Below are 17,268 nucleotides of genomic sequence, written 5' to 3'. Positions count from 1 at the left end.
GTGTCGCGCCGGCCTTTCCCGGCGCGCCGGTCCGTCAGCGGCCGGGTGGCGTCAGGCGGTAGACCGCGCCGGCCCGGTCGTCGGTGATGTGGACGGCGTGGTCCGGTCCGGCGACCGGTCGCCCCCAGCGGGAGCCGTCGGCGGACTGGAAACCGCCGACGAGGGTCTGCTGGTCGCCCGGCTCCGGGCTTCGCAACCGCGAGAACAGCGGTCGGGACCGGGGATCGACAAGCCGCCGCGGCCACGGATCCACCTGTACGCCGGGCCGACGTGCGTCGGCGTGCCCTTGGCTTTGCCCGTGCCGCCCTGGTGTGCGGGAGGTCGCCCCGGATAGGGAGGTAGTGCGGCATCCGTGTGCTGCCTCGAACGGACGGAGCTGATCATGCACGCACGCCACGAACCGGAAGGTGAGAACCCGCAGGAGTCCGCCGGCCGGGTGGCCCGGCCGACCGGCGACGCGAAGGCGGCCGAGCCGCCGCCGCTGTCGACGTCGCCGGCCGGATTGCTGGCGCTCCAGCGCGATATCGGCAATACCGCCGTGGCCAGGATGCTGGCCGACCGACGCGACCGCGAGCACCCGGCCGATGCCGACGAGGACCCCGTCCAGCGGTCGGCCGTGCGCGAGGTGCTGCGCTCGTCCGGGCGACCGCTCGACGGGCCGACCAGGGCCGAGATGGAGGCGAGGCTCGGCGCGGACTTCTCCGACGTTCGGTTGCACACCGACCCGGCGGCGGGGCGGTCGGCCGAGGAGATCGGCGCGCGGGCCTACACCTCGGGCAACCACGTGGTCGTCGGCGACGGCGGCGGGGATCGGCACACGCTCGCCCACGAGCTGGTCCACGTCGTTCAGCAGCGCGGTGGACCGGTGGAGGGTACCGACACCGGGTCGGGGCTCTCCGTGTCGGACCCGACGGATCGGTTCGAGCGCGAGGCGGAGCAGGTCGCCACCCGGGCGATGTCCCGACCGGCTGGCGAGCACCCGGCCCTGCCCGCCGCGTCGTCCGCCGACGGCGGCGGTGGGAAGCGGCCCGTCCAGCGGATGTTGGGGTTCGAGGCCGAGCGGGACAAGAGGGTCAAGAACCAGAAGGGCGGCAAGCTGCCCGGCGACACCGACATCGCGGAGAGCCGGAGGGCGGACTTCAAGGTCGTCTCGGACTCGCGGAGCCTGAACGACGGCGGCCCCTACTCCAACATCGAGTTCGTCACCGGCGCCGTCCAGGTGGTGGGCTCGAACGCGGCGGCGGGGCCGGACGAGCTGGTCGGGATCACCGACGAGATCAAGCGGGTCAGCGACGGGTTCTACGCGGCGATCGAGGGGACACGCCTGTCGTCACTGCGGCTGGACCTGCGGTTGCTGACCAAGGGCGTGACCCTCAGCAGCGAGGGCTACACCGAGCGGGCCGGGCAGCCGGGCATGGGTGACGGCCTGTTCGTCCACTACTCCATCGGCGTGCCGCTGGCCGGTATGCCGCTGTTCTTCGACCTCTACCGGGCCGACGCGCAGGCCAGAGTGGCCCAGGACCGTCCGACTCTGCTGCCGGACGCTCAGCACCGACTGGACCAGGCGCGGCCGTTCGCGGCGGCGGAGTTGACGCGGTTCACGCAGGCGATCGGGTCGCCGATCGACACCACGGCGCTCAACGGCTACCTCCAGCTCATCTACACGCAGATCACCGCCATGGCGGACTACGTCGCCGTGGCACAGGGGCAGAAAAATCGCTACGCGAGCCCGCAGGGGCAGCCCAAGAACTGGACCATCTTCCTTTCCCGCTCCCGGCTGGCCGACGCCTACCGACTGCTCGACCCCCGGATCAGGACCTACCTGGCGGAGAACCATGACGAGATCATCGAGCGGCTGTCCCAGTTCCACGAGGTGACGGCGAAGGGAGAAGAAGCCGCCACCTTCTTCGACGTCGGCGAACGCGCGCTTCCTGATCTCGACCCGGTGTCGCTGGAAACCTACGCACAGTCGGCCTTGGGCGTTGGACAGGCGGTGTCCCAGCAGCGGGTGTTCGGCGGGATGAAGGAGATCGCCCCGCACGAGGTCGAGGGCTCGACCGTGATCCCGATGGAGATCCGCTTGATCGGGGACTCGATGAAGACCTGGGCCGGCCTCAAGGCCGAGCTGCACAAGATCGCGGGCTGGGCACAGCGGTCATACCGGCAGGACCGCCAGATCAACACTCCCGGCCTGGCATGACGGTCGAGGCCGTGGATTGTCGTGGGGGTGCTTGACCGGAAAAGATCGACAGGGACCGGGTGGGTGCGGTTAGCTACTTGCGCGTAGGGGTAATTGGTGGTTGCGTCAAGCAGTCGGCGCCAGGTGATTCCCCTTCGCGCCAAAGGACTGCGATGCCATGATGGAACTGGACTTCGACGACAGTGTGGCACGTGGGCTGCTCCACTACGTCCGCCGTGTCAGCCGGGCTCTCGACCTGCACGGGGAGTGCTCGTACGTCCAGACCGACGAACCCTTCTCCGCCTACATCGCGCTGGACGGACGGCTCGGCCAGTTCCCGAACCGTGACGTCGCGTTGCTGTGGGAGGAGGGCCGGGGTTGGTCGGCCGCGGTCGAGAGCGGCGGTGGTGAGGAGCTGCTCGTCGTGGCCCGTCTCGGGGCGGACGTGCTGCCGCCGCCGGCCGCCGTGGCGGCCTGGGCACGGGCGCTCTTCGAGCCGCGGCACGACCTTCGCCCGGTCACCGACCCCGACGAACGGCCCTCCACCGTGGACGGTCTGGGGCAACGCCTGGCCGCGTACGTCACGCCCGTGCTCACCCCGACACCGGCGATCGGCCTTCCGGCGGTCGAGCGAGCCGGTCACCGCCCGTACGAGTGGGTCTACTCCGAGGTGCCCACCCGTTCTCGTTGGCGCAGGACGTAGAGCAGGACGATCGACGGCGCGACCAGCACACCGGCCGCGACGAAGACCACGGTGAGGGCGACGAGGGTGGCCCGGGGCGCGGCGCTCGCGGCCACGGACGCGTGGTCGCCCAGGAGGTACGGGTACTGGGCCACGCCCCAGCCGACCACGACGGTGGCGACCGCGACCGCGGCGAGCGCGCGGACGAGCGCGGGACGCGCTCTGCGCAACAGGAGCAGTGCCGCGGTGCCGGCGAGCACGGACACGACCGCGACGGGCAGCGCGGCGCCGAGGAGCCGGTCGAACAGGCGCGGCGCGTCGGCGTGTGCCACCGGCAGCCCCGCGATCGCGACCGCTCCGGTGACCCAGGCCGCGCCCCAGGCCCGGCGCCGGAACCAGGTCTCCAGGTCCCGGGTCTCCTGGCGGCGGGCGTCCGCGGTCAGGAACACCGCCGCCAGGTACGCGCACACCGCGACCGCGAACGCCCCGGTGAGCAGCGAGCTGGGGTTCACCCAGCTGGTGACGGCGTCGCCGTGCCCGCTCGCCGGCACCCGGCCGGACGCGATGCCGCCGGCGACCGTGCCGAGGAAGAACGGCGTGAGGATGGACGAGGTGGCGAAGATCGCGCCGTAGCGGCGGCGCTGGCCGGCGCCGCTGACCACCTCGCGGAACGCGAACCCGCTGCCCCGCAGGACGATGCCGAGCGCGGCCAGGCCCAACGGCAGGTACAGGGTCGTCATGATCGCCGCGAACGGGCCGGGGAACGCCGTCCACAACACGACGAGGCAGTAGATGAGCCAGACGTGGTTGGCCTCCCACACCGCGCCGATGGCGTGCCCGATGAACGTCCGTCGCCGGTCCTCGCCACCCGCGGTCAGGTCCCAGAAGCCCGTGCCGAAGTCGGCGCCCCCGAACACCGCGTAGGCGACCAGGCCGAGCAGCAGGCCGGCGGCGACCACGAGGGTCATGACGGCACCTCCTGCCCGCGGGGACCGTACGGGGTCGTCACGGTCTCGTCCGGTTCGCTCGCCCAGCGGCGGCGCATCGCCCGGATCGCGAGGACCGCGCCGGTGCCGATGGCGGCGTAGATGACCAGCACGGCCGCGAAGAAGAGCCACATGTTGCCCGACGTGGTCACCGCGTCCCTCGTGAGCAGGTGCCCGACGACGATCCACGGCTGGCGCCCGACCTCGGTCACGATCCACCCGCACTCGAGCGACACGACCGAGGTCACGCCGGCGAGCGCGGTCGCGCGGAGGAACCAGCGGCTCCTCGGCAGGTCGCGCCGGCGCCACCAGGCGATGCCGAACCACGCGGCGAGCGCCAGCAGCGCGAAACCGGTGAGGACCATGACGTCGAAGCTCAGGTGGACCATGTTCACCAGGTGGGCCGGCGGCCGCACCCGCGCGGGGACGGCGTCGAGCCCCCGGATGCGGGTCGCCGGGTCGAGGCCGGCCAGTACCGAGCCGACGTCCGGGATCTCCAACCCGTACCGGACGCGGCCGTCGACGAGGACGCCACCGATCTTCTCCGGCACGTGCGTGCCCGTGTGCGGCACCAGTTCGATGGCGGCGAACTTCGCCGGCTCGGCGTGGAAGACCTCGCGGCTGACGACGTCGCCGACGAAGATCTGCGCGGGCGTGACGACCGCGGCGGTCGTGAACGCGATGAGGAACCCGCGCCGGTGGTAGGCGTCGCGCCGGCCCTTGAGCATGCCCACCGCGTACACCCCGGCCACGGTGAACCCGGCGACGATGTAGGCGGCGAGGAACATGTGCAGCGCCTCGTACCAGAACGCGCGGTTGAAGTAGACGGCGAGCGGGTCGACGGACACGACCCGGCCGTCGCGGAGCGTGAACCCACCGGGCAGGTTCATCCAGCCGTTCGCCGCGACCACCGACATGGCGCCGAACAGACCCGCCACGGGCACCGGCACCCCGGCCCAGAAGTGCGGCCAGGGACGCATTCGCCGCCACCCGTAGATGTAGATCGAGACGAAGATGGCTTCCAGGAAGAAGAAGATGCCCTCCACGGCGAACGGGATGCCGTACGCGGCGCCGTAGCGCCCCATGAGCCCCGGCCACAGCAGGCCGAGCTCGAACGACAGCACGGTCCCGGACACCGCGCCGACGGCGAACAGCACCGCCGCGACCTTCGACCACCGCCGCGCGAGCCGCAGTGCGTCGGCGTCGCCGTGCCGGATGCCGCGATAGTTGGCCACCAGCATCAGGAACGTGAACGCGATGCCGAACGGCACCAGGATGATGTGGAAGCCGAGGGTGAACGCCATCTGCTCGCGCGCCGGCAGCAGCTGGATCGGGTCACCGCCGGTCAGCACGGTCGCACCTCGATCGGCGGACCGGAAATACGCCAACGGGTTGCCATGCGGCCCCGGCTACCCGGCCAGCACGCGATGACACACTCGATCAGGTCCCGCGAAGGCGGTGGTGGGGAGAAGAACCTGACCGGGTGGAGCGGTCCGGCAGCCGCCCGCGCGGCGTGCTCGTCCGCAGCGTTCGTCAACGGGCGCCGGTAGGTGTGGTCACCGCCTGCTCGCGACGCACGCGGCGATCTCGGCCACCGAGATGTGTTCGATGAGTTCGCGCAGGCGGGACAGGAGGTCCTGGCGTTTCTGGCTCGCCCGGCTGAATGCCCGCGGGTCGTGGAGGTCCAGACAGCGGTCGATGTCGCGATGGGCGTCTCTGAGCTGGTGGAGGAAATCCATGTCGGCCATGTCGTGCATTGCTTTCTCCCGTCGCCCGTTCCCCTGTGGCCCTGGCTACCCGGCGACGCGGTGGTTAGGCCGCCGTCACCGAGTCGGTACCGGATTCGGTCGTCAACGGTCGGTTTTCGTTATGTACGGGCGGGTACGCACCGGTGCTACCTGCTGAAGGGCGAGGAAAATGCGAAGGATGGGCAAGTTGGCGCTGCTGGCCGGCGCCGCCGCCGGTGTCACGGCGGCCACCCGGGCGTCGAGTGCGAGGCAGCACCGGGCGGACGAGAACCGTTGGCTGGCGGTCACGGTGAACCGTCCGTTCGACGAGGTCGACCCGGCCGGTCTGCCGGCGCCGCTGGTCGAGCTCGGCGACCGGATAGAGACCCGGGTGAGGCCGGCGAGCGGGGACAAGGGCACGGAGCTCGCGGCACGGCTGCGTGAACCGGGGCCCTCGGGCGTGGTGGCCCGGGTGGCCGGGCAGGATCCGCGCCAGGACGTGCGGTCGGCGTTGCGTGCGGCCAAGTCCCTGCTGGAGACCGGAGACGTGCTCCGGCCGGATCCGCCGTCGACGCACCCGGGACCGGGCGGCAGGCTCGTTGAGCTGGCGAGCCGGCGCGCGGGTGGGGAGGGACGGCTGTGAAAGCGTTGTGCTGGCAGGGAGTGAACTCGCTCGGGGTGGAGACGGTGCCCGACCCGGCGATCCAGAACGCCGAGGACATCGTGCTGAAGGTGTCGCTGTCCACCGTGTGCGGCTCGGACCTGCACCTGATCTCCGGCTACATCCCGTTCATGGAGTCCGGTGACGTCATCGGCCACGAGTTCATGGGCGAGGTGGTCGAGGTCGGCGCCGGCGTGCGCAACCACCGGGTCGGCGACCGGGTCGTCGTCTGCTCGTTCATCTCCTGCGGCCGCTGCTGGTACTGCGAGCGGGGGATGACCTCGTTGTGCGACAACTCCAACACCAACCCCGGCATCACGCAGCTCATGTGGGGCGCCGATCCCGGCGCGGTCTTCGGCTACTCCCACGCCATGGGCGGGTTCCGCGGCAGCCACGCCGAGTACGTGCGGGTGCCGTTCGCCGACTACACCGCGTTCACGGTGCCGGAGGGGGTGGACGACCAGAGCGCCCTGTTCGCCTCCGACTCCGTGCCGACGGGGTGGATGGGTGCCGACCTCGGCGGGGTCCGGCCGGGTGACACGGTCGCCGTGTGGGGCTGCGGCGCGGTGGGGCAGATGGCGGCACGGGCGGCGCAGCTGCTCGGCGCGGAGCGGGTCGTCGTGATCGACCGCTTCGAGTACCGCCTGTCCCAGGCCCGGCGACTGTTCGATGTGGACACACTGGACTACACCGCGACGGACGTCGGGGCGGAGCTGCGGGAGATGACCGGTGGGCGCGGTCCGGACGTGTGCATCGAGGCGGTCGGCCTCGAGGCGCACAGCCCTGGCCCGCAGTACTGGTACGACCAGGTCAAGCAGCAGCTGCGGATGCAGACCGACCGGCCCGTCGCGGTGCGGGAGGCCATCCACGCCTGCCGCAAGGGCGGCTCGGTGTTCGTCCTCGGCGTCTTCAGCGGCGTGGTCGACAAGTTCCCGCTGGGCGCCGTGATGAACAAGGGGCTGACGCTGCGTTCCGCGCAGCAGCACGGCCACCGCTACATCCCGATGCTGCTCGACCGGATGGCGCAGGGTGAGCTGACCACCTCGCACCTGGCCACCCACGTCATGCCGCTGGACCGGGGTGCCGAGGGCTACGACCTGTTCAAGAACAAGGAGGACGACTGCGTGCGCGCCGTCTTCCAGCCGGGCGGGTGATCGACCCGGCCGTGCTTTTCCGGCGCCGGCATGGGTGGCGGAACAACGGGTAGACGGCCGCATGACGAATTCCACCGAGCACGACGCCGGCGCCTCGACCACCTCGGCCGGCGACGCGATCGATTTCCTGACCGAGCAGCACCACACGATCCGGGACCTGTTCACCGAGGTCGCCGATTCGACCGGAGAGCAGCGGCGTAGCGCGTTCGAGCGGCTCGTGCGCCTGCTGGCGGTGCACGAGACCGCGGAGGAACAGCTGGTCCACCCGCTCGCCAAGAAGTCCGGGCACGTCAGCGCGGACATGGTGGACCTGCGCCTGGCCGAGGAGCGGGAGGCGAAGGACACCCTGCAGGACCTGGAGCGGATGGGCCCGGAGGCGCAGGGGTTCGACACGATGTTCGAGCAGTTCCGCGGCAAGGTGACCGCGCACGCCCGGCACGAGGAGGTCGACGAGTTCCCGAGCCTGCGGGAGTCGGTGCCGGCGGAGCGGCTGCGTTCGCTGGTGCCCATGTTGAAGGCGGCCGAGGCCGTGGCGCCGACCCACCCGCACCCCGGCACCGAGTCCGCGGCCGCGAACTACGCCGCCGGCCCGGCGCTGTCGCTGTTCGACCGCACGAAGGACCTCGTGCGCAAGGCCCTCGGCGATCGCCCGGGTGAGTGAGCGGCACGATCAGGCCGGTGGTTGGGACCGGTACGAGGTGACGGCCGCGGCCGGCACGCGGGTGCACGCCGCGGCGCTCGGCCCGGCCGGCTCCTCCGAGCTGGTGGTGTGCGTGCACGGCCTGGGCTGCTCGCACCGCTACTTCCGGCCACTGGCCCGGGCACTGGCGCCGGGGGTCGAGGTGGTGGCGCTCGACCTGCCCGGTTTCGGCCGGACACCGGCACACCGAGCCGACCAGCTGAGCGTGCGCGGCCAGTCCCTGGCGCTCGCGGACTGGCTGGCCGCGACCGGGCGCGGTGGCGCGGTGTTCGTGGCCAACTCGGCGGGTTGCCAGGTCGTGGTCGACCTCGCCACGTACGCGCCCGAGCTGCTCGGCCCGGCCGTCCTGTGCGCGCCGACGATGGACCGGCACGCCCGGTCGCCGGTGCGCCAGCTCGCTCGGCTGCTGGCGGACGTCGGTCGCGAACGTCCGTCCCTGGTCCCGGTCATCGCCGGGGACTACCTGCGGTGCGGCCCGCGCCGCTTGCTGACGGCCTTCCGCCACGTCCTCGCGGACGCGGTCGAGCACAAGCTGTCGCAGATGCCCACGCCGACCGTGGTCGCGCGCGGTGACCGCGACCCGATCGTGTCCCACGAGTGGGCGGTGGAGGTCGCGGCGCTCCTGCCCCACGGACGACTCGTCGAGGTCCCCGGCGCCGGGCACGCCCTCAACTACACCGCACCCGAGGACCTCGCCAGGATCACCCGGTCCCTCCTGCCGAGCACCGGCCTGCCCCGGCGGGGATGAGCCGCTTCCGGTCGCGTGGGCGCTCGCCCGCGCGACCGGAAGCGCCTCGGGTACTCAGCGAGACGACTCCGACTCGCGGCCCTGGTGTTCGGGCCAGCGCTCCTCGGGCGGCCTGGAGACCTCGCGCTCCATGTCGTCCAGTGGCGCGTCGGCGTTCTCCTCCGCCGCGCCCCGTTCGACGTCCTGGTCCTCCGCGCGCTCGGGTTCGGTCATGGCGATCTCCCTTCTACGGCAGGCGGTCTACGGCAGGCGGTCGGGCTACCCGGCTGAAGGTCGACGAACCACCGCGCGAGTCACCCGGACGAGTTTTCTCGGCGATCACCCGGGTAGTTACCGGTTCATGAATCCCTCGCTGCCGTTCGACCCGCCGGACCAGGAGTTAACCCCGGCGGAACTGGAGAAGATCGCGATCGCCGTCGGTGAGCAGTCGTCGCTGTGGGAGGATGACCTGCGCAGGACCACGGCCGAGCGCACGTACTGCGACGTGTTCACCAACGAGCACCTGGGCGTGTGGGCCATCTCGTGGATGGCCGACGAGCACGACACCGGTTACCACGACCACACCACGTCGAACGGCGCGGTGTACGTGGTGAAGGGGACGATCCGCCACGAGCACCTCCGGCTCGGCGACCGGCCGGTGGGCACCGCGGTACCGGCGGGGGAGAGCTTCCGGTTCGATCCCACGTTCATCCACCGCATGCGTCCGGAACCCGCCGCCGGCCCGACGGTCACCGTGCACGCCTACTCCCCACCCCTGACCGACACCGGCCAGTACGCCGAGTGCGAGGACGGTCTGCTCCACCGGCACCCGTCCCCGGCGGACGAGCAGCTCAAACCGCACGGCTGGCAGGGCACCCCCTCCACCGGGAGCGCGCCGTGATCAACCACGACGACCTGGTCGAGGTGGTGCGCCGACGTGCCGACGTGGACGCCGACACCGCCCGCGCCGCGATCTCCGCGGTCACCGGCGCCGTCGCCCGCCACCTGCACAACGAGGCACGGGAACGGCTGGCGACGTCCCTACCCGACACGGCCCGCTACGCGGCCACCACCCTGGCCGACGTCGAGTCCCCGGACGGCCAGGAGGTACTCCGCGACGTGGCCCGGCAGCTGGACACCGCGCCGCGGCAGGCCCGGCACCTCACCCAGGTGGTGCTCGCCGCCCTCGACGAGGCGGAACCGGGGCTCGTCGACCTCCCACCCGACCTCCGCGCGGTGCTCGTGCCCTGACCCGCACCCGGCACCGCGGCGGTCGGCGCGTGGTGCGGTCCGTGCCGGACCGCGAGGTCCGGCACGGACTCTTCGGCCGCGAACGCTAGTGGCCATCCGCGAGCCGGGACCACAGGTGCGCCAGGGTGGCCGCGCCGGCGAGCAGCACGTCGATGTTCACCCGCTCGTCGCTGTCGTGCCAGCGGTCCTCGGGCAGGCCGGTGCCGAAGAACACCACGGGCGCGTCCAGCGTCCGGGCGAGCAGCTCGGCGGGGCCGCCTCCCGCGTTGCCCATCCGGCCCACCGGCGTGCCGAAGCCGTCGTGCATGGCGGCGGCGAGGGCGTCGAGTGCCGGGTGGTCCTCCGGGGTGTGGTACGGCTCCTGGGCCGTCTGGTCGGACAGCGTGAGCTCGTGGTCGAGGCGGTCGTCGATGCGGTCGGCGACCCAGCTCCGCAGCTGCTCGCCGATCTCCGCGATCTTCTGGTCGGGCACCGTGCGGATGCTCAGGTCGGCCGTGGCGACCGACGGTATCGCGCCCCGCGACGGGCCGATCGGGTCGCCGGCGATGAGGCTCTGCACCTCGACGGTAGGGCGTACCCACAGCCGTTCCAGGGGGGTGTAGTCCTGCTCGCCGCCCAGGCCGCGGGTCTCCGACCGGGCCAGCCAGTCCTCCTCGTCGAACGGCAGCGCGGCCAGGTCCGCCCGCACGCGTTCCGACGGTTCCGCCACGAGGTCGTAGAACCCGGGCAGGGTGACCCGCCCCTTGTCGTCGTGCAGCCGCCCCAGCAGCCGGCACAGCTCGGTGGCGGGGTTGGGTGCCGTGCCCGACACGGCGCCGCTGTGCATGTCGCGCCGGGGGCCCTTCACCTCCAGGTGCGCGTTGAGCACCCCGCGCACGCTCGTGCAGACCGCCGGGTGGTCGGCCCGCCACAGCAGGGTGTCGGAGAAGACGACCAGATCGGCGCCCAGCCGCGCGCGGTTGGCGTCCAGCAGGCCGGCCAGGCTCGGCGAGCCGATCTCCTCCTCGCCCTCCACCAGGACCTTCAGGTTCACCGCAGGCGCCTCGCGGTCGGCCGCCGCCAGGTGCGCGCGGACACCCCAGACGTGGGCGAGGACCTGCCCCTTGGCGTCCGAAGCGCCCCGGCCGTAGAGGTGCCGGTCACGCACGGCCGGCTCGAACGGCGGCGTCTGCTCCCACTGCTCGTCCTTCGCGGCCCGCACGTCGTGGTGGCTGTAGACCAGCACGGTCGGGGCGTCCGGGGCCGCACACCACTCGGCGTACACGACGTTCCCCTCCCACACCTCGACGGTGGGGAACCCGGTGTCGCGCAGGTTCGCGGCGAGCCAGTTGGCCGAGCGGACCACGTCCACCTCGTGCTCCGGTGTGCCCGCCACCGAACGCAGGCGCACCCACCCGGTGAGCTGGTCGACGAGCTGTTCGCGGTGCTGTGCCAGGTAGCTGTGCACGCGGCCGGTCACCGCTCGCTCCTCGTGCCGCCGCACCCGTACCAACGCGAACCAGTCATCGTCTCCTCCTCCGTCGCACCGGGAACCAGGCGATACCCGCGCCTGTCCAGCCGAAACGCGCCGGGCACATGGCCCAAGATCACGCGCACGCCTTGACACCGCCAACTCCTCACCGATTTCCTGATGAGGCGGAAACCTGGCAACTCGACGGCGAGGAGATCAGGCATGCAGTGGACCCTCCGGCGGCTGGGTGTCGCCGCACTTGGCGTGGTTCTCGCGGTCGGCATGACCGTTGCCGGGGCCGCGCAGGCGCCGGCGGAGTCGAACGGCGGGGTGCGTGTCATGCCGCTCGGCGACTCCATCACCGACGGCTACAACGTTCCCGGCGGCTACCGGATCAACCTGTGGCAGCGGCTGGCGGGCGGCGCGTACACGGTCGACTTCGTGGGCTCGGGCTTCAACGGTCCGAGCACGCTCGGCGACCACGACCACGAGGGGCACTCGGGCTGGCGCATCGACCAGCTCGACGCGAACATCGTCGGCTGGCTGCAGACCTACGCACCGCGCACGATCCTGCTGCACATCGGCACCAACGACATGAACCAGAACTACGACGTCGCGAACGCCCCGGCGCGCCTGTCCGCGCTCATCGACAAGATCCGGGCCACCGCGCCGACCGTGGAGCTGTTCGTCGCACAGATCACGCCGGAGAGCGACCCCACGCTGGAGGCGCGCGTCGACGCCTACAACGCGGCGCTCCCCGGCGTGGTCGCGCAGAAGGGTCCGCTGACCCACCTGGTCGACATGCACTCGGCGGTCACCACCGCCGACCTCGCCGACGGCGTGCACCCCACCGCCACCGGCTACGACAAGATGGGCGCGCGGTGGTACTCGGCGCTGCAGTCGGTGCCGACGAGCCTCACCCCCGCGCTGCCGCCGGTCGGTACCGCCGTGGCGCTGGTGAACCCCCAGTCGAACCGCTGCCTGGACGTCTCGGGCGTCAGCACCACCCCCGGCGCGCAGGTCCACATCTGGGACTGCCACGGCGGGGTGAACCAGCAGTGGACCCGCACGGCGGCCGGCGAGCTGCGCGTCTACGGCGACCGCTGTCTCGACGTCGACGGCAACGGCACCGCCAACGGCACCAAGATCCAGATCTGGACGTGCAACGGCACGACCGCGCAGCGCTTCACCTTCGCCACCAACGGGTCCGTCATCGGCACGGGCTCCGGCAAATGCCTCGACGTCGCGGCCAGCGGCACGGCGAACGGCACCCTGGTGCAGCTCTACGAGTGCAACAACACGGGCGCCCAACGCTGGGCGGCGCGCTGACTCTTCCTCACGGTGCCGTAGCCGAAGACGACCAGTCCTCGGGGGACGACCAAGAACGGTCCTCGAGCACGTTGTCATGCACGACACCGAGGGAAACGAGTTCCGCGTCGCCTGACGGCGTGATCAGGTCGTGCCCGCACCACCCTCGCCGTGTCCGCGGGTGCGCACCGCCGGCACGATCGGGACCGGCGTGCCGCCCTCGGTGCCGTCCTCGAGGGTGACCACCGCGTCCGGGTCGCTGTGGTCGGCGAACCCGCCGCGGAAGCACGGGTGGACCCCGACGTGCACGAAGACCCCGCCGGACCGCAGCACCCTGGCCACCTCGCGCAGCACGGCCGGGTACGCCGGCATGTCGGTGCGCACCGCTACCGGCAGGGCGGGGTGTAGTCCAGGCCGGGGAAGTACCGGCTCCACTCCGCCGGCGTGATGCGGGGGTAGGCGGTGGCACAGGTACGGGTGGCGACCCGCTCGACGTCGGTGTCCCAGAACCGGACGGTGTGGTCCGAGCTGGCGGTGGCCACCGTGCGCCCGTCGGGGCCGAACGCCAGGAAGTTGATCGAGTCGGTGTGGCCGGTGAGGGTCGCCTCCTCGTACGGGTGCCGGACGTCGGCCACGGACCACAGCCGCACGGTCTTGTCGGCGCCCGCACTGGCCAGCGTGCGGCCGTCGGGGCTGAACGCCACCGAGTAGACCCCGTCGGCGTGCCCGGTCAGCCTGGCGAGAGCGCGCGGGCGCCGGATGTCGGACAGGTCCCACAGGCGCACGGTCCGGTCGCCGCTCCCGGTGGCGAGGGTGTGGCCGTCGGGGCTGAACGCCACTCCGGTGACGAAGTCCGTGTGCCCGGTGAGAATGGCCGCCTTGCGCGGGTGGCGTGGCTCGGACACGTCCCAGATCTGCGAGCGGTGGTCCCTGCCGACGGTGACCAGCGTGCGGCCGTCCGGGCTCAACGCGGCGGACCAGACGTAGTCCTCGCGGTCGCCGGTCAGCGTGGCGAGCGTGCGTGGCCGGCGCGGCTGGTCCACGTCCCAGAGCTGCGTCATCGCCGTCCGCCCCGTCGCGTCGGCGCCGGCGACGACGAGGAGTCGGCCGTCCGGACTGAACAGCAGCCGCTGGTCGCCGTCGAAGTCGGCGGCCACGGAGGCGAGCCGGTGCGGGTTGCCCGGATCCGCCACGTCCCACAGCGTCACCGTGGTGGCCTTCCGGTCGCTGCTGGTGGTCGCCAGCACGCGGCCGTCCGGCCGGAACGCCACGGCCTCGACCGGGTTGTCGGCGGGCAGGGCGGTGACCTGGTGGGGGTGGCCGGCGTCGGTCATGTCCCACAGCCGGGTGGTGCGGTCCTCGCCGGCGGTGGCCAGGAGGTGGCCGTTCCCGCTGAACGCCAGCGTGTAGACCGCACCCGTGCCGCCCATCGGCACGATGTCGGACACGTCCCACAACCGGGTCGTGTGGTCCTCGCCGCCGGTGGCCAGGGTCCGCCCGTCCCGGCTGAATGCCAGCGCGTAGATCGCGTTGGTGTGGCCGGTGAGGGTGATCAGCTCCCCGGGGCGGTGGGGGTCGGAGACGTCCCACAGCCGTGCCGTCTTGTCCACGCCGGCGGTGGCGAGGGTGCGGCCGTCGGGGCTGAACGCCAGCCCGTAGACCAGGTTGGTGTGACCCGTCAGCGTGGCCACCGCGCTGACCGCGCCGGGTCCGGTCTGGGGGTAGCGCGGGGTGGTGTCGCCGGCGAGCGCGGGCAGCCCCTGCGCGTGCGAGGGGTGCGACACGTCCCACAGGCGGGCGGTGTGGTCCCAGGAGGCGGTGGCGAGGGTGCGGCCGTCCGGGCTGAACACCGCCTGCCAGACGGTGTCGGTGTGGCCGGTGAGCGTGGCCAGCGCCGCGGGGTGGTGGACGTCCGCGAGGTCCCACAGGCGTGCGGTCCGGTCGGCGCCGGCCGTGGCGAGGGTGTGGCCGTCGGGACTGAACGTCACCGAGTAGACCGCGTCGGTGCCGCCGGTGAGGGTGACCAGCGCGTGGGGATGCCGCACGTCGGTGACGTCCCACAGCCGCACGGTCCGGTCGGCGCTGGCGGTGGCGAGGGTGTGGCCGTCGGGGCTGAACGTCACCGAGTAGACCGCGTCGGTGTGCCCGGTGAGGGTCGCCAGCGGCCGGCCGCGGTCGGCCACGTCCCACAGCCGCACGGTCCGGTCGGCGCTGGCGGTGGCCAGCGTGCGGCCGTCGGGGCGAAACGCCGCCGAGGCGACGGTGCCGGTGTGCCCGGTGAGCCGGGTGACGTAGGGGACGGCGGAGGTGTCGAGCAGGTTGTCCCGGGTGTCCCGCTCGGGAGCGAGGCGGTAGGCGGCGAGGCTGAGCTGGACGGCGAGAGCGGGGTTGGTGGCGCGCAACGCGACCGCGTCGCTGACGGTCTTGCGTGCGACGGCGACGTTGCGTTCCTCGCTGGCGCTGCCCCGGGCGCGCACGGCCAGCACGGTGGCGGTGCCGGCCACGAGCAGCAGGGTGGCCAGCAGCGCGACGAGTCGCCGTAGCCGGCGGGTGTGGCGCCGGGCGGTGGTGAGCTCGTCGGACTGCGCCGCGCTGCTGGCCGCGAGGAAGTCCCGTTCGCGCGTGGTGAGCGCGGTGTCGTGGGTGGCGGCCCAGTCGGTGGCGACGGCGAGGCGGGCGCCCCGGTAGAGAGCACCCGGGTCGCGGTCGAGGGCCTCCCAGGCGTGCGTGGCGTCGGTGAGCTGGCGGTGGATCCCCAGGCCCTCGCGGTCCTCGGCGAGCCAGCCGCGCAGCCGCGGCCAGCAGCGGATGAGGGCCTCGTGGGCGACGTCGACGCTGTTGCCGTCCACGACGACCAGCCGCGCGTGGGTCAGCCGCTCCAGCACCACGCGGGTGTCCGGGTCGTCGTCCAGCTCCCGGCGGCTGATCCGGCGTTTCGTGTCGTCGGTCGCGTCACCCAGGGCGGTCAGCCGCAGGAAGATCTGCTTCGCGACCGCCTGCTGGGCGGCGGTCAGGGTGGTGTGGACGTGCTCGGCGCTGCGGGCGATGGCGTGGCGCATGCCCCCGGCCGCCTCGTAGCCCACGAGGGTGAGGGTCGCGCCGCGCCGGCGCCGCCAGGTCTCCAGCAGCGCGTGCGAGAGCAACGGCAGCGCTCCCGGCTGCCCGCCGGCGTCCGCGACCAGCCTGGTCACCAGCGTGGTCTCCACCATCGCACCCGCGGCGGCCGCCGGGCCGGTGACGGCTGCCCTCAGCTCGTCGGTGGACATGGCGCCGATGAGGATCTGTGCGTCGCGCAGGGCCGCGACGAGCTCGGGGTGCTGACCGCAGTGGCCGTAGAAGTCCGCCCGCACCCCGAGGACCACCCTGACCCTGCTGGTCGGCGTCGTCGCGGCGAACACCAGGGCCGCCACGAACCGCTCGCGTTCGGCGCTGTCGGCGCACAGCGTGTACACCTCCTCGAACTGGTCGATCACCAGGACGAGGTCGACGTCGGCCGGCCGCTCGGCCAGCGCCGCGCGCACCCGCAGGTGCAGGCTCTCCGGGTCGGCGGCCAACTCGTCCCGCAGCGTCGCCACCGACGTCGCGGTGAGGGACGCGAGCTGGACGGCGCATTCCTCCAGTGGATGCGGCCCCGGGGTGAACAACAGGGTCGGTCGCGGCCCCCGGCCCGCCACCAGGTCCCCGGCCCTGCTGCGGGCCACGAGACCGGCCCGCAGCACGGAGGACTTCCCGGAGCCGGACGCCCCGAACACCCCGACGAGACGACGCGCGCGCAGTCGCGCCAGCAGGTCCTCGACGACCTCGTCCCGACCGAAGAACCGGTCCGCGTCGGCTGGCTCGAACGCGGCCAACCCGACGTAGGGCGCCGGTCGGCCGGTGTCCTCGCCGGGGCCGTCGTCGATCTCGCCCAGCTCCGTGATGACCTCGCGCCACCGCTCCTGCCAGTCGACCGGCTCGCCGCCGCAGGCGGTCACGTAGGCCATGGTGACCGGAAGCGTGGGCAGCTTGCGGCCGCCTGCGGCCTCCGAGAGCGTCGCCGGCGAGTAGTGGACGCGCCTGCTCAGCTCCCGGTAGGTCGGGTTGCCCGCCTTCTCCCGCAGCCGCCGCAGATCCGCCGCGAACCGCAGCAGCGCCGTGTCCTCCGACGCCAACGGACGTTCACGACGTGGCACCGGCACCACCCCCCTCGGCTGCCGGCCCATTGTTCAGCGAAGTTTGTTCACCGTCCACCAACCCGATCCCGAACAACGCGCGACCGGTAGACACGGTGGCACCGGGCCGAGGGAGGCAGGAGTCGCACTCACGTTCCGTGAGCCGCGGGTGGGAGGAGAGCGTTGTCGAGGAATTCGTTGGAGAGACCGGGGGCCGGCCTGACCACGGAGCACGACGCGGTGCGCCTGCGCGTGCTCGGTCCGCTCGAGCTGTCCGTGGGGGGTCGGCCGG

General features: G+C 72.5%; 17 protein-coding genes. 9 read left to right on the top strand and 8 right to left on the bottom strand.

Going from position 1 to position 17,268, the window contains the following annotated elements:
- Positions 1-34: 34 nt before the first annotated feature.
- Positions 35-196 carry a hypothetical protein gene (locus tag ACJ73U_RS37795; protein WP_407782572.1) on the bottom strand — a complete coding sequence of 54 codons (162 nt, stop codon included), beginning with the start codon at positions 194-196 and terminating at the stop codon, positions 35-37.
- A gap of 186 nt (positions 197-382) precedes the next feature.
- Between ACJ73U_RS37795 and ACJ73U_RS37790 the strand changes: the two genes are divergently transcribed.
- Both ACJ73U_RS37790 and ACJ73U_RS37785 read left to right on the top strand, forming a co-directional pair.
- A complete protein-coding gene (locus ACJ73U_RS37790; protein ID WP_407782571.1) occupies positions 383-2,200 on the top strand; it encodes a DUF4157 domain-containing protein in 1,818 nt (605 codons plus the stop codon).
- A 157-nt stretch (positions 2,201-2,357) separates the two neighbouring features.
- Positions 2,358-2,882 (top strand): DUF6292 family protein, encoded by a 525-nt coding sequence (locus tag ACJ73U_RS37785; RefSeq protein ID WP_407782570.1) that lies wholly within the window; start codon positions 2,358-2,360, stop codon positions 2,880-2,882.
- Here ACJ73U_RS37785 and ACJ73U_RS37780 read toward each other — a convergent pair.
- The 3 genes from ACJ73U_RS37780 to ACJ73U_RS37770 all read right to left on the bottom strand — a co-directional run bounded on the left by ACJ73U_RS37780 (position 2,840) and on the right by ACJ73U_RS37770 (position 5,604).
- Complete coding sequence (locus ACJ73U_RS37780; RefSeq protein WP_407782569.1) at positions 2,840-3,829, bottom strand: cytochrome d ubiquinol oxidase subunit II; 990 nt, start codon at positions 3,827-3,829, stop codon at positions 2,840-2,842. The genes ACJ73U_RS37785 and ACJ73U_RS37780 overlap by 43 nt on opposite strands.
- Positions 3,826-5,199, bottom strand: coding sequence for a cytochrome ubiquinol oxidase subunit I (locus ACJ73U_RS37775; protein ID WP_407782568.1), 1,374 nt, complete (start codon positions 5,197-5,199; stop codon positions 3,826-3,828). The genes ACJ73U_RS37780 and ACJ73U_RS37775 overlap by 4 nt, the downstream gene beginning before the upstream one ends.
- Positions 5,200-5,403: 204 nt before the next feature.
- A complete protein-coding gene (locus ACJ73U_RS37770) occupies positions 5,404-5,604 on the bottom strand; it encodes a hypothetical protein (protein WP_407782567.1) in 201 nt (66 codons plus the stop codon).
- Positions 5,605-5,773: 169 nt separating this feature from the next.
- Between ACJ73U_RS37770 and ACJ73U_RS37765 the strand changes: the two genes are divergently transcribed.
- The 4 genes from ACJ73U_RS37765 (at position 5,774) to ACJ73U_RS37750 (ending at position 8,837) form a co-directional block, all read left to right on the top strand.
- Positions 5,774-6,217, top strand: coding sequence for a hypothetical protein (locus ACJ73U_RS37765; RefSeq protein WP_407782566.1), 444 nt, complete (start codon positions 5,774-5,776; stop codon positions 6,215-6,217).
- Entirely contained in the window at positions 6,214-7,389 is a 1,176-nt protein-coding gene (locus ACJ73U_RS37760; RefSeq protein ID WP_407782565.1) for a zinc-dependent alcohol dehydrogenase, read from the top strand. Before ACJ73U_RS37765 ends, ACJ73U_RS37760 begins: the two co-directional genes overlap by 4 nt.
- A gap of 61 nt (positions 7,390-7,450) precedes the next feature.
- A complete protein-coding gene (locus ACJ73U_RS37755) occupies positions 7,451-8,050 on the top strand; it encodes a hemerythrin domain-containing protein (protein WP_407782564.1) in 600 nt (199 codons plus the stop codon).
- Positions 8,043-8,837, top strand: coding sequence for an alpha/beta fold hydrolase (locus ACJ73U_RS37750; RefSeq protein ID WP_407782563.1), 795 nt, complete (start codon positions 8,043-8,045; stop codon positions 8,835-8,837). Before ACJ73U_RS37755 ends, ACJ73U_RS37750 begins: the two co-directional genes overlap by 8 nt.
- A 54-nt stretch (positions 8,838-8,891) precedes the next feature.
- Here the strand turns inward: ACJ73U_RS37750 and ACJ73U_RS37745 are convergent, their stop codons facing one another.
- Complete coding sequence (locus ACJ73U_RS37745; RefSeq protein ID WP_407782562.1) at positions 8,892-9,050, bottom strand: hypothetical protein; 159 nt, start codon at positions 9,048-9,050, stop codon at positions 8,892-8,894.
- Positions 9,051-9,177: 127 nt separating this feature from the next.
- On the opposite strand from ACJ73U_RS37745, the gene ACJ73U_RS37740 reads away from it, so the two are divergent.
- Positions 9,178-9,717 carry a hypothetical protein gene (locus tag ACJ73U_RS37740; RefSeq protein WP_407782561.1) on the top strand — a complete coding sequence of 180 codons (540 nt, stop codon included), beginning with the start codon at positions 9,178-9,180 and terminating at the stop codon, positions 9,715-9,717.
- The gene (locus tag ACJ73U_RS37735) at positions 9,714-10,067 is read left to right on the top strand and encodes a DUF2267 domain-containing protein (protein WP_407782560.1); all 354 of its coding nucleotides are present in this window, start codon (positions 9,714-9,716) and stop codon (positions 10,065-10,067) included. The genes ACJ73U_RS37740 and ACJ73U_RS37735 overlap by 4 nt, the downstream gene beginning before the upstream one ends.
- Before the next feature lie 85 nt (positions 10,068-10,152).
- Here the strand turns inward: ACJ73U_RS37735 and ACJ73U_RS37730 are convergent, their stop codons facing one another.
- On the bottom strand, positions 10,153-11,526 hold the full coding sequence (locus tag ACJ73U_RS37730; protein WP_407782559.1) for a M20/M25/M40 family metallo-hydrolase: 1,374 nt from the start codon (positions 11,524-11,526) through the stop codon (positions 10,153-10,155).
- Positions 11,527-11,739: 213 nt separating this feature from the next.
- Between ACJ73U_RS37730 and ACJ73U_RS37725 the strand changes: the two genes are divergently transcribed.
- Positions 11,740-12,846 carry an RICIN domain-containing protein gene (locus ACJ73U_RS37725; RefSeq protein ID WP_407782558.1) on the top strand — a complete coding sequence of 369 codons (1,107 nt, stop codon included), beginning with the start codon at positions 11,740-11,742 and terminating at the stop codon, positions 12,844-12,846.
- Between the two features lie 123 nt (positions 12,847-12,969).
- Here the strand turns inward: ACJ73U_RS37725 and ACJ73U_RS37720 are convergent, their stop codons facing one another.
- Together ACJ73U_RS37720 and ACJ73U_RS37715 are read right to left on the bottom strand one after the other, a co-directional pair.
- Positions 12,970-13,197, bottom strand: a complete 228-nt coding sequence (locus ACJ73U_RS37720; protein WP_407782557.1) for a hypothetical protein — start codon at positions 13,195-13,197, stop codon at positions 12,970-12,972.
- A gap of 14 nt (positions 13,198-13,211) precedes the next feature.
- Entirely contained in the window at positions 13,212-16,997 is a 3,786-nt protein-coding gene (locus tag ACJ73U_RS37715; RefSeq protein WP_407782556.1) for a hypothetical protein, read from the bottom strand.
- Positions 16,998-17,268: the final 271 nt, after the last annotated feature.

Source organism: Actinophytocola sp., from assembly GCF_045807065.1.
GTDB lineage: Bacteria > Actinomycetota > Actinomycetes > Mycobacteriales > Pseudonocardiaceae > Actinophytocola.
This window is presented reverse-complemented; position numbering and strand designations above follow the sequence as displayed.

Bases quoted from the DNA above. Each gene is read 5' to 3' on its own strand.
- ACJ73U_RS37790 (WP_407782571.1), top strand. From the start codon at position 383: ATGCACGCACGCCACGAACCGGAAGGTGAGAACCCGCAGGAGTCCGCC.
- ACJ73U_RS37785 (WP_407782570.1), top strand. From the start codon at position 2,358: ATGATGGAACTGGACTTCGACGACAGTGTGGCACGTGGGCTGCTCCAC.
- ACJ73U_RS37780 (WP_407782569.1), bottom strand. From the start codon at position 3,829: ATGACCCTCGTGGTCGCCGCCGGCCTGCTGCTCGGCCTGGTCGCCTAC.
- ACJ73U_RS37770 (WP_407782567.1), bottom strand. From the start codon at position 5,604: ATGCACGACATGGCCGACATGGATTTCCTCCACCAGCTCAGAGACGCC.
- ACJ73U_RS37765 (WP_407782566.1), top strand. From the start codon at position 5,774: ATGGGCAAGTTGGCGCTGCTGGCCGGCGCCGCCGCCGGTGTCACGGCG.
- ACJ73U_RS37755 (WP_407782564.1), top strand. From the start codon at position 7,451: ATGACGAATTCCACCGAGCACGACGCCGGCGCCTCGACCACCTCGGCC.
- ACJ73U_RS37745 (WP_407782562.1), bottom strand. From the start codon at position 9,050: ATGACCGAACCCGAGCGCGCGGAGGACCAGGACGTCGAACGGGGCGCG.
- ACJ73U_RS37740 (WP_407782561.1), top strand. From the start codon at position 9,178: ATGAATCCCTCGCTGCCGTTCGACCCGCCGGACCAGGAGTTAACCCCG.
- ACJ73U_RS37725 (WP_407782558.1), top strand. From the start codon at position 11,740: ATGCAGTGGACCCTCCGGCGGCTGGGTGTCGCCGCACTTGGCGTGGTT.
- ACJ73U_RS37720 (WP_407782557.1), bottom strand. From the start codon at position 13,197: ATGCCGGCGTACCCGGCCGTGCTGCGCGAGGTGGCCAGGGTGCTGCGG.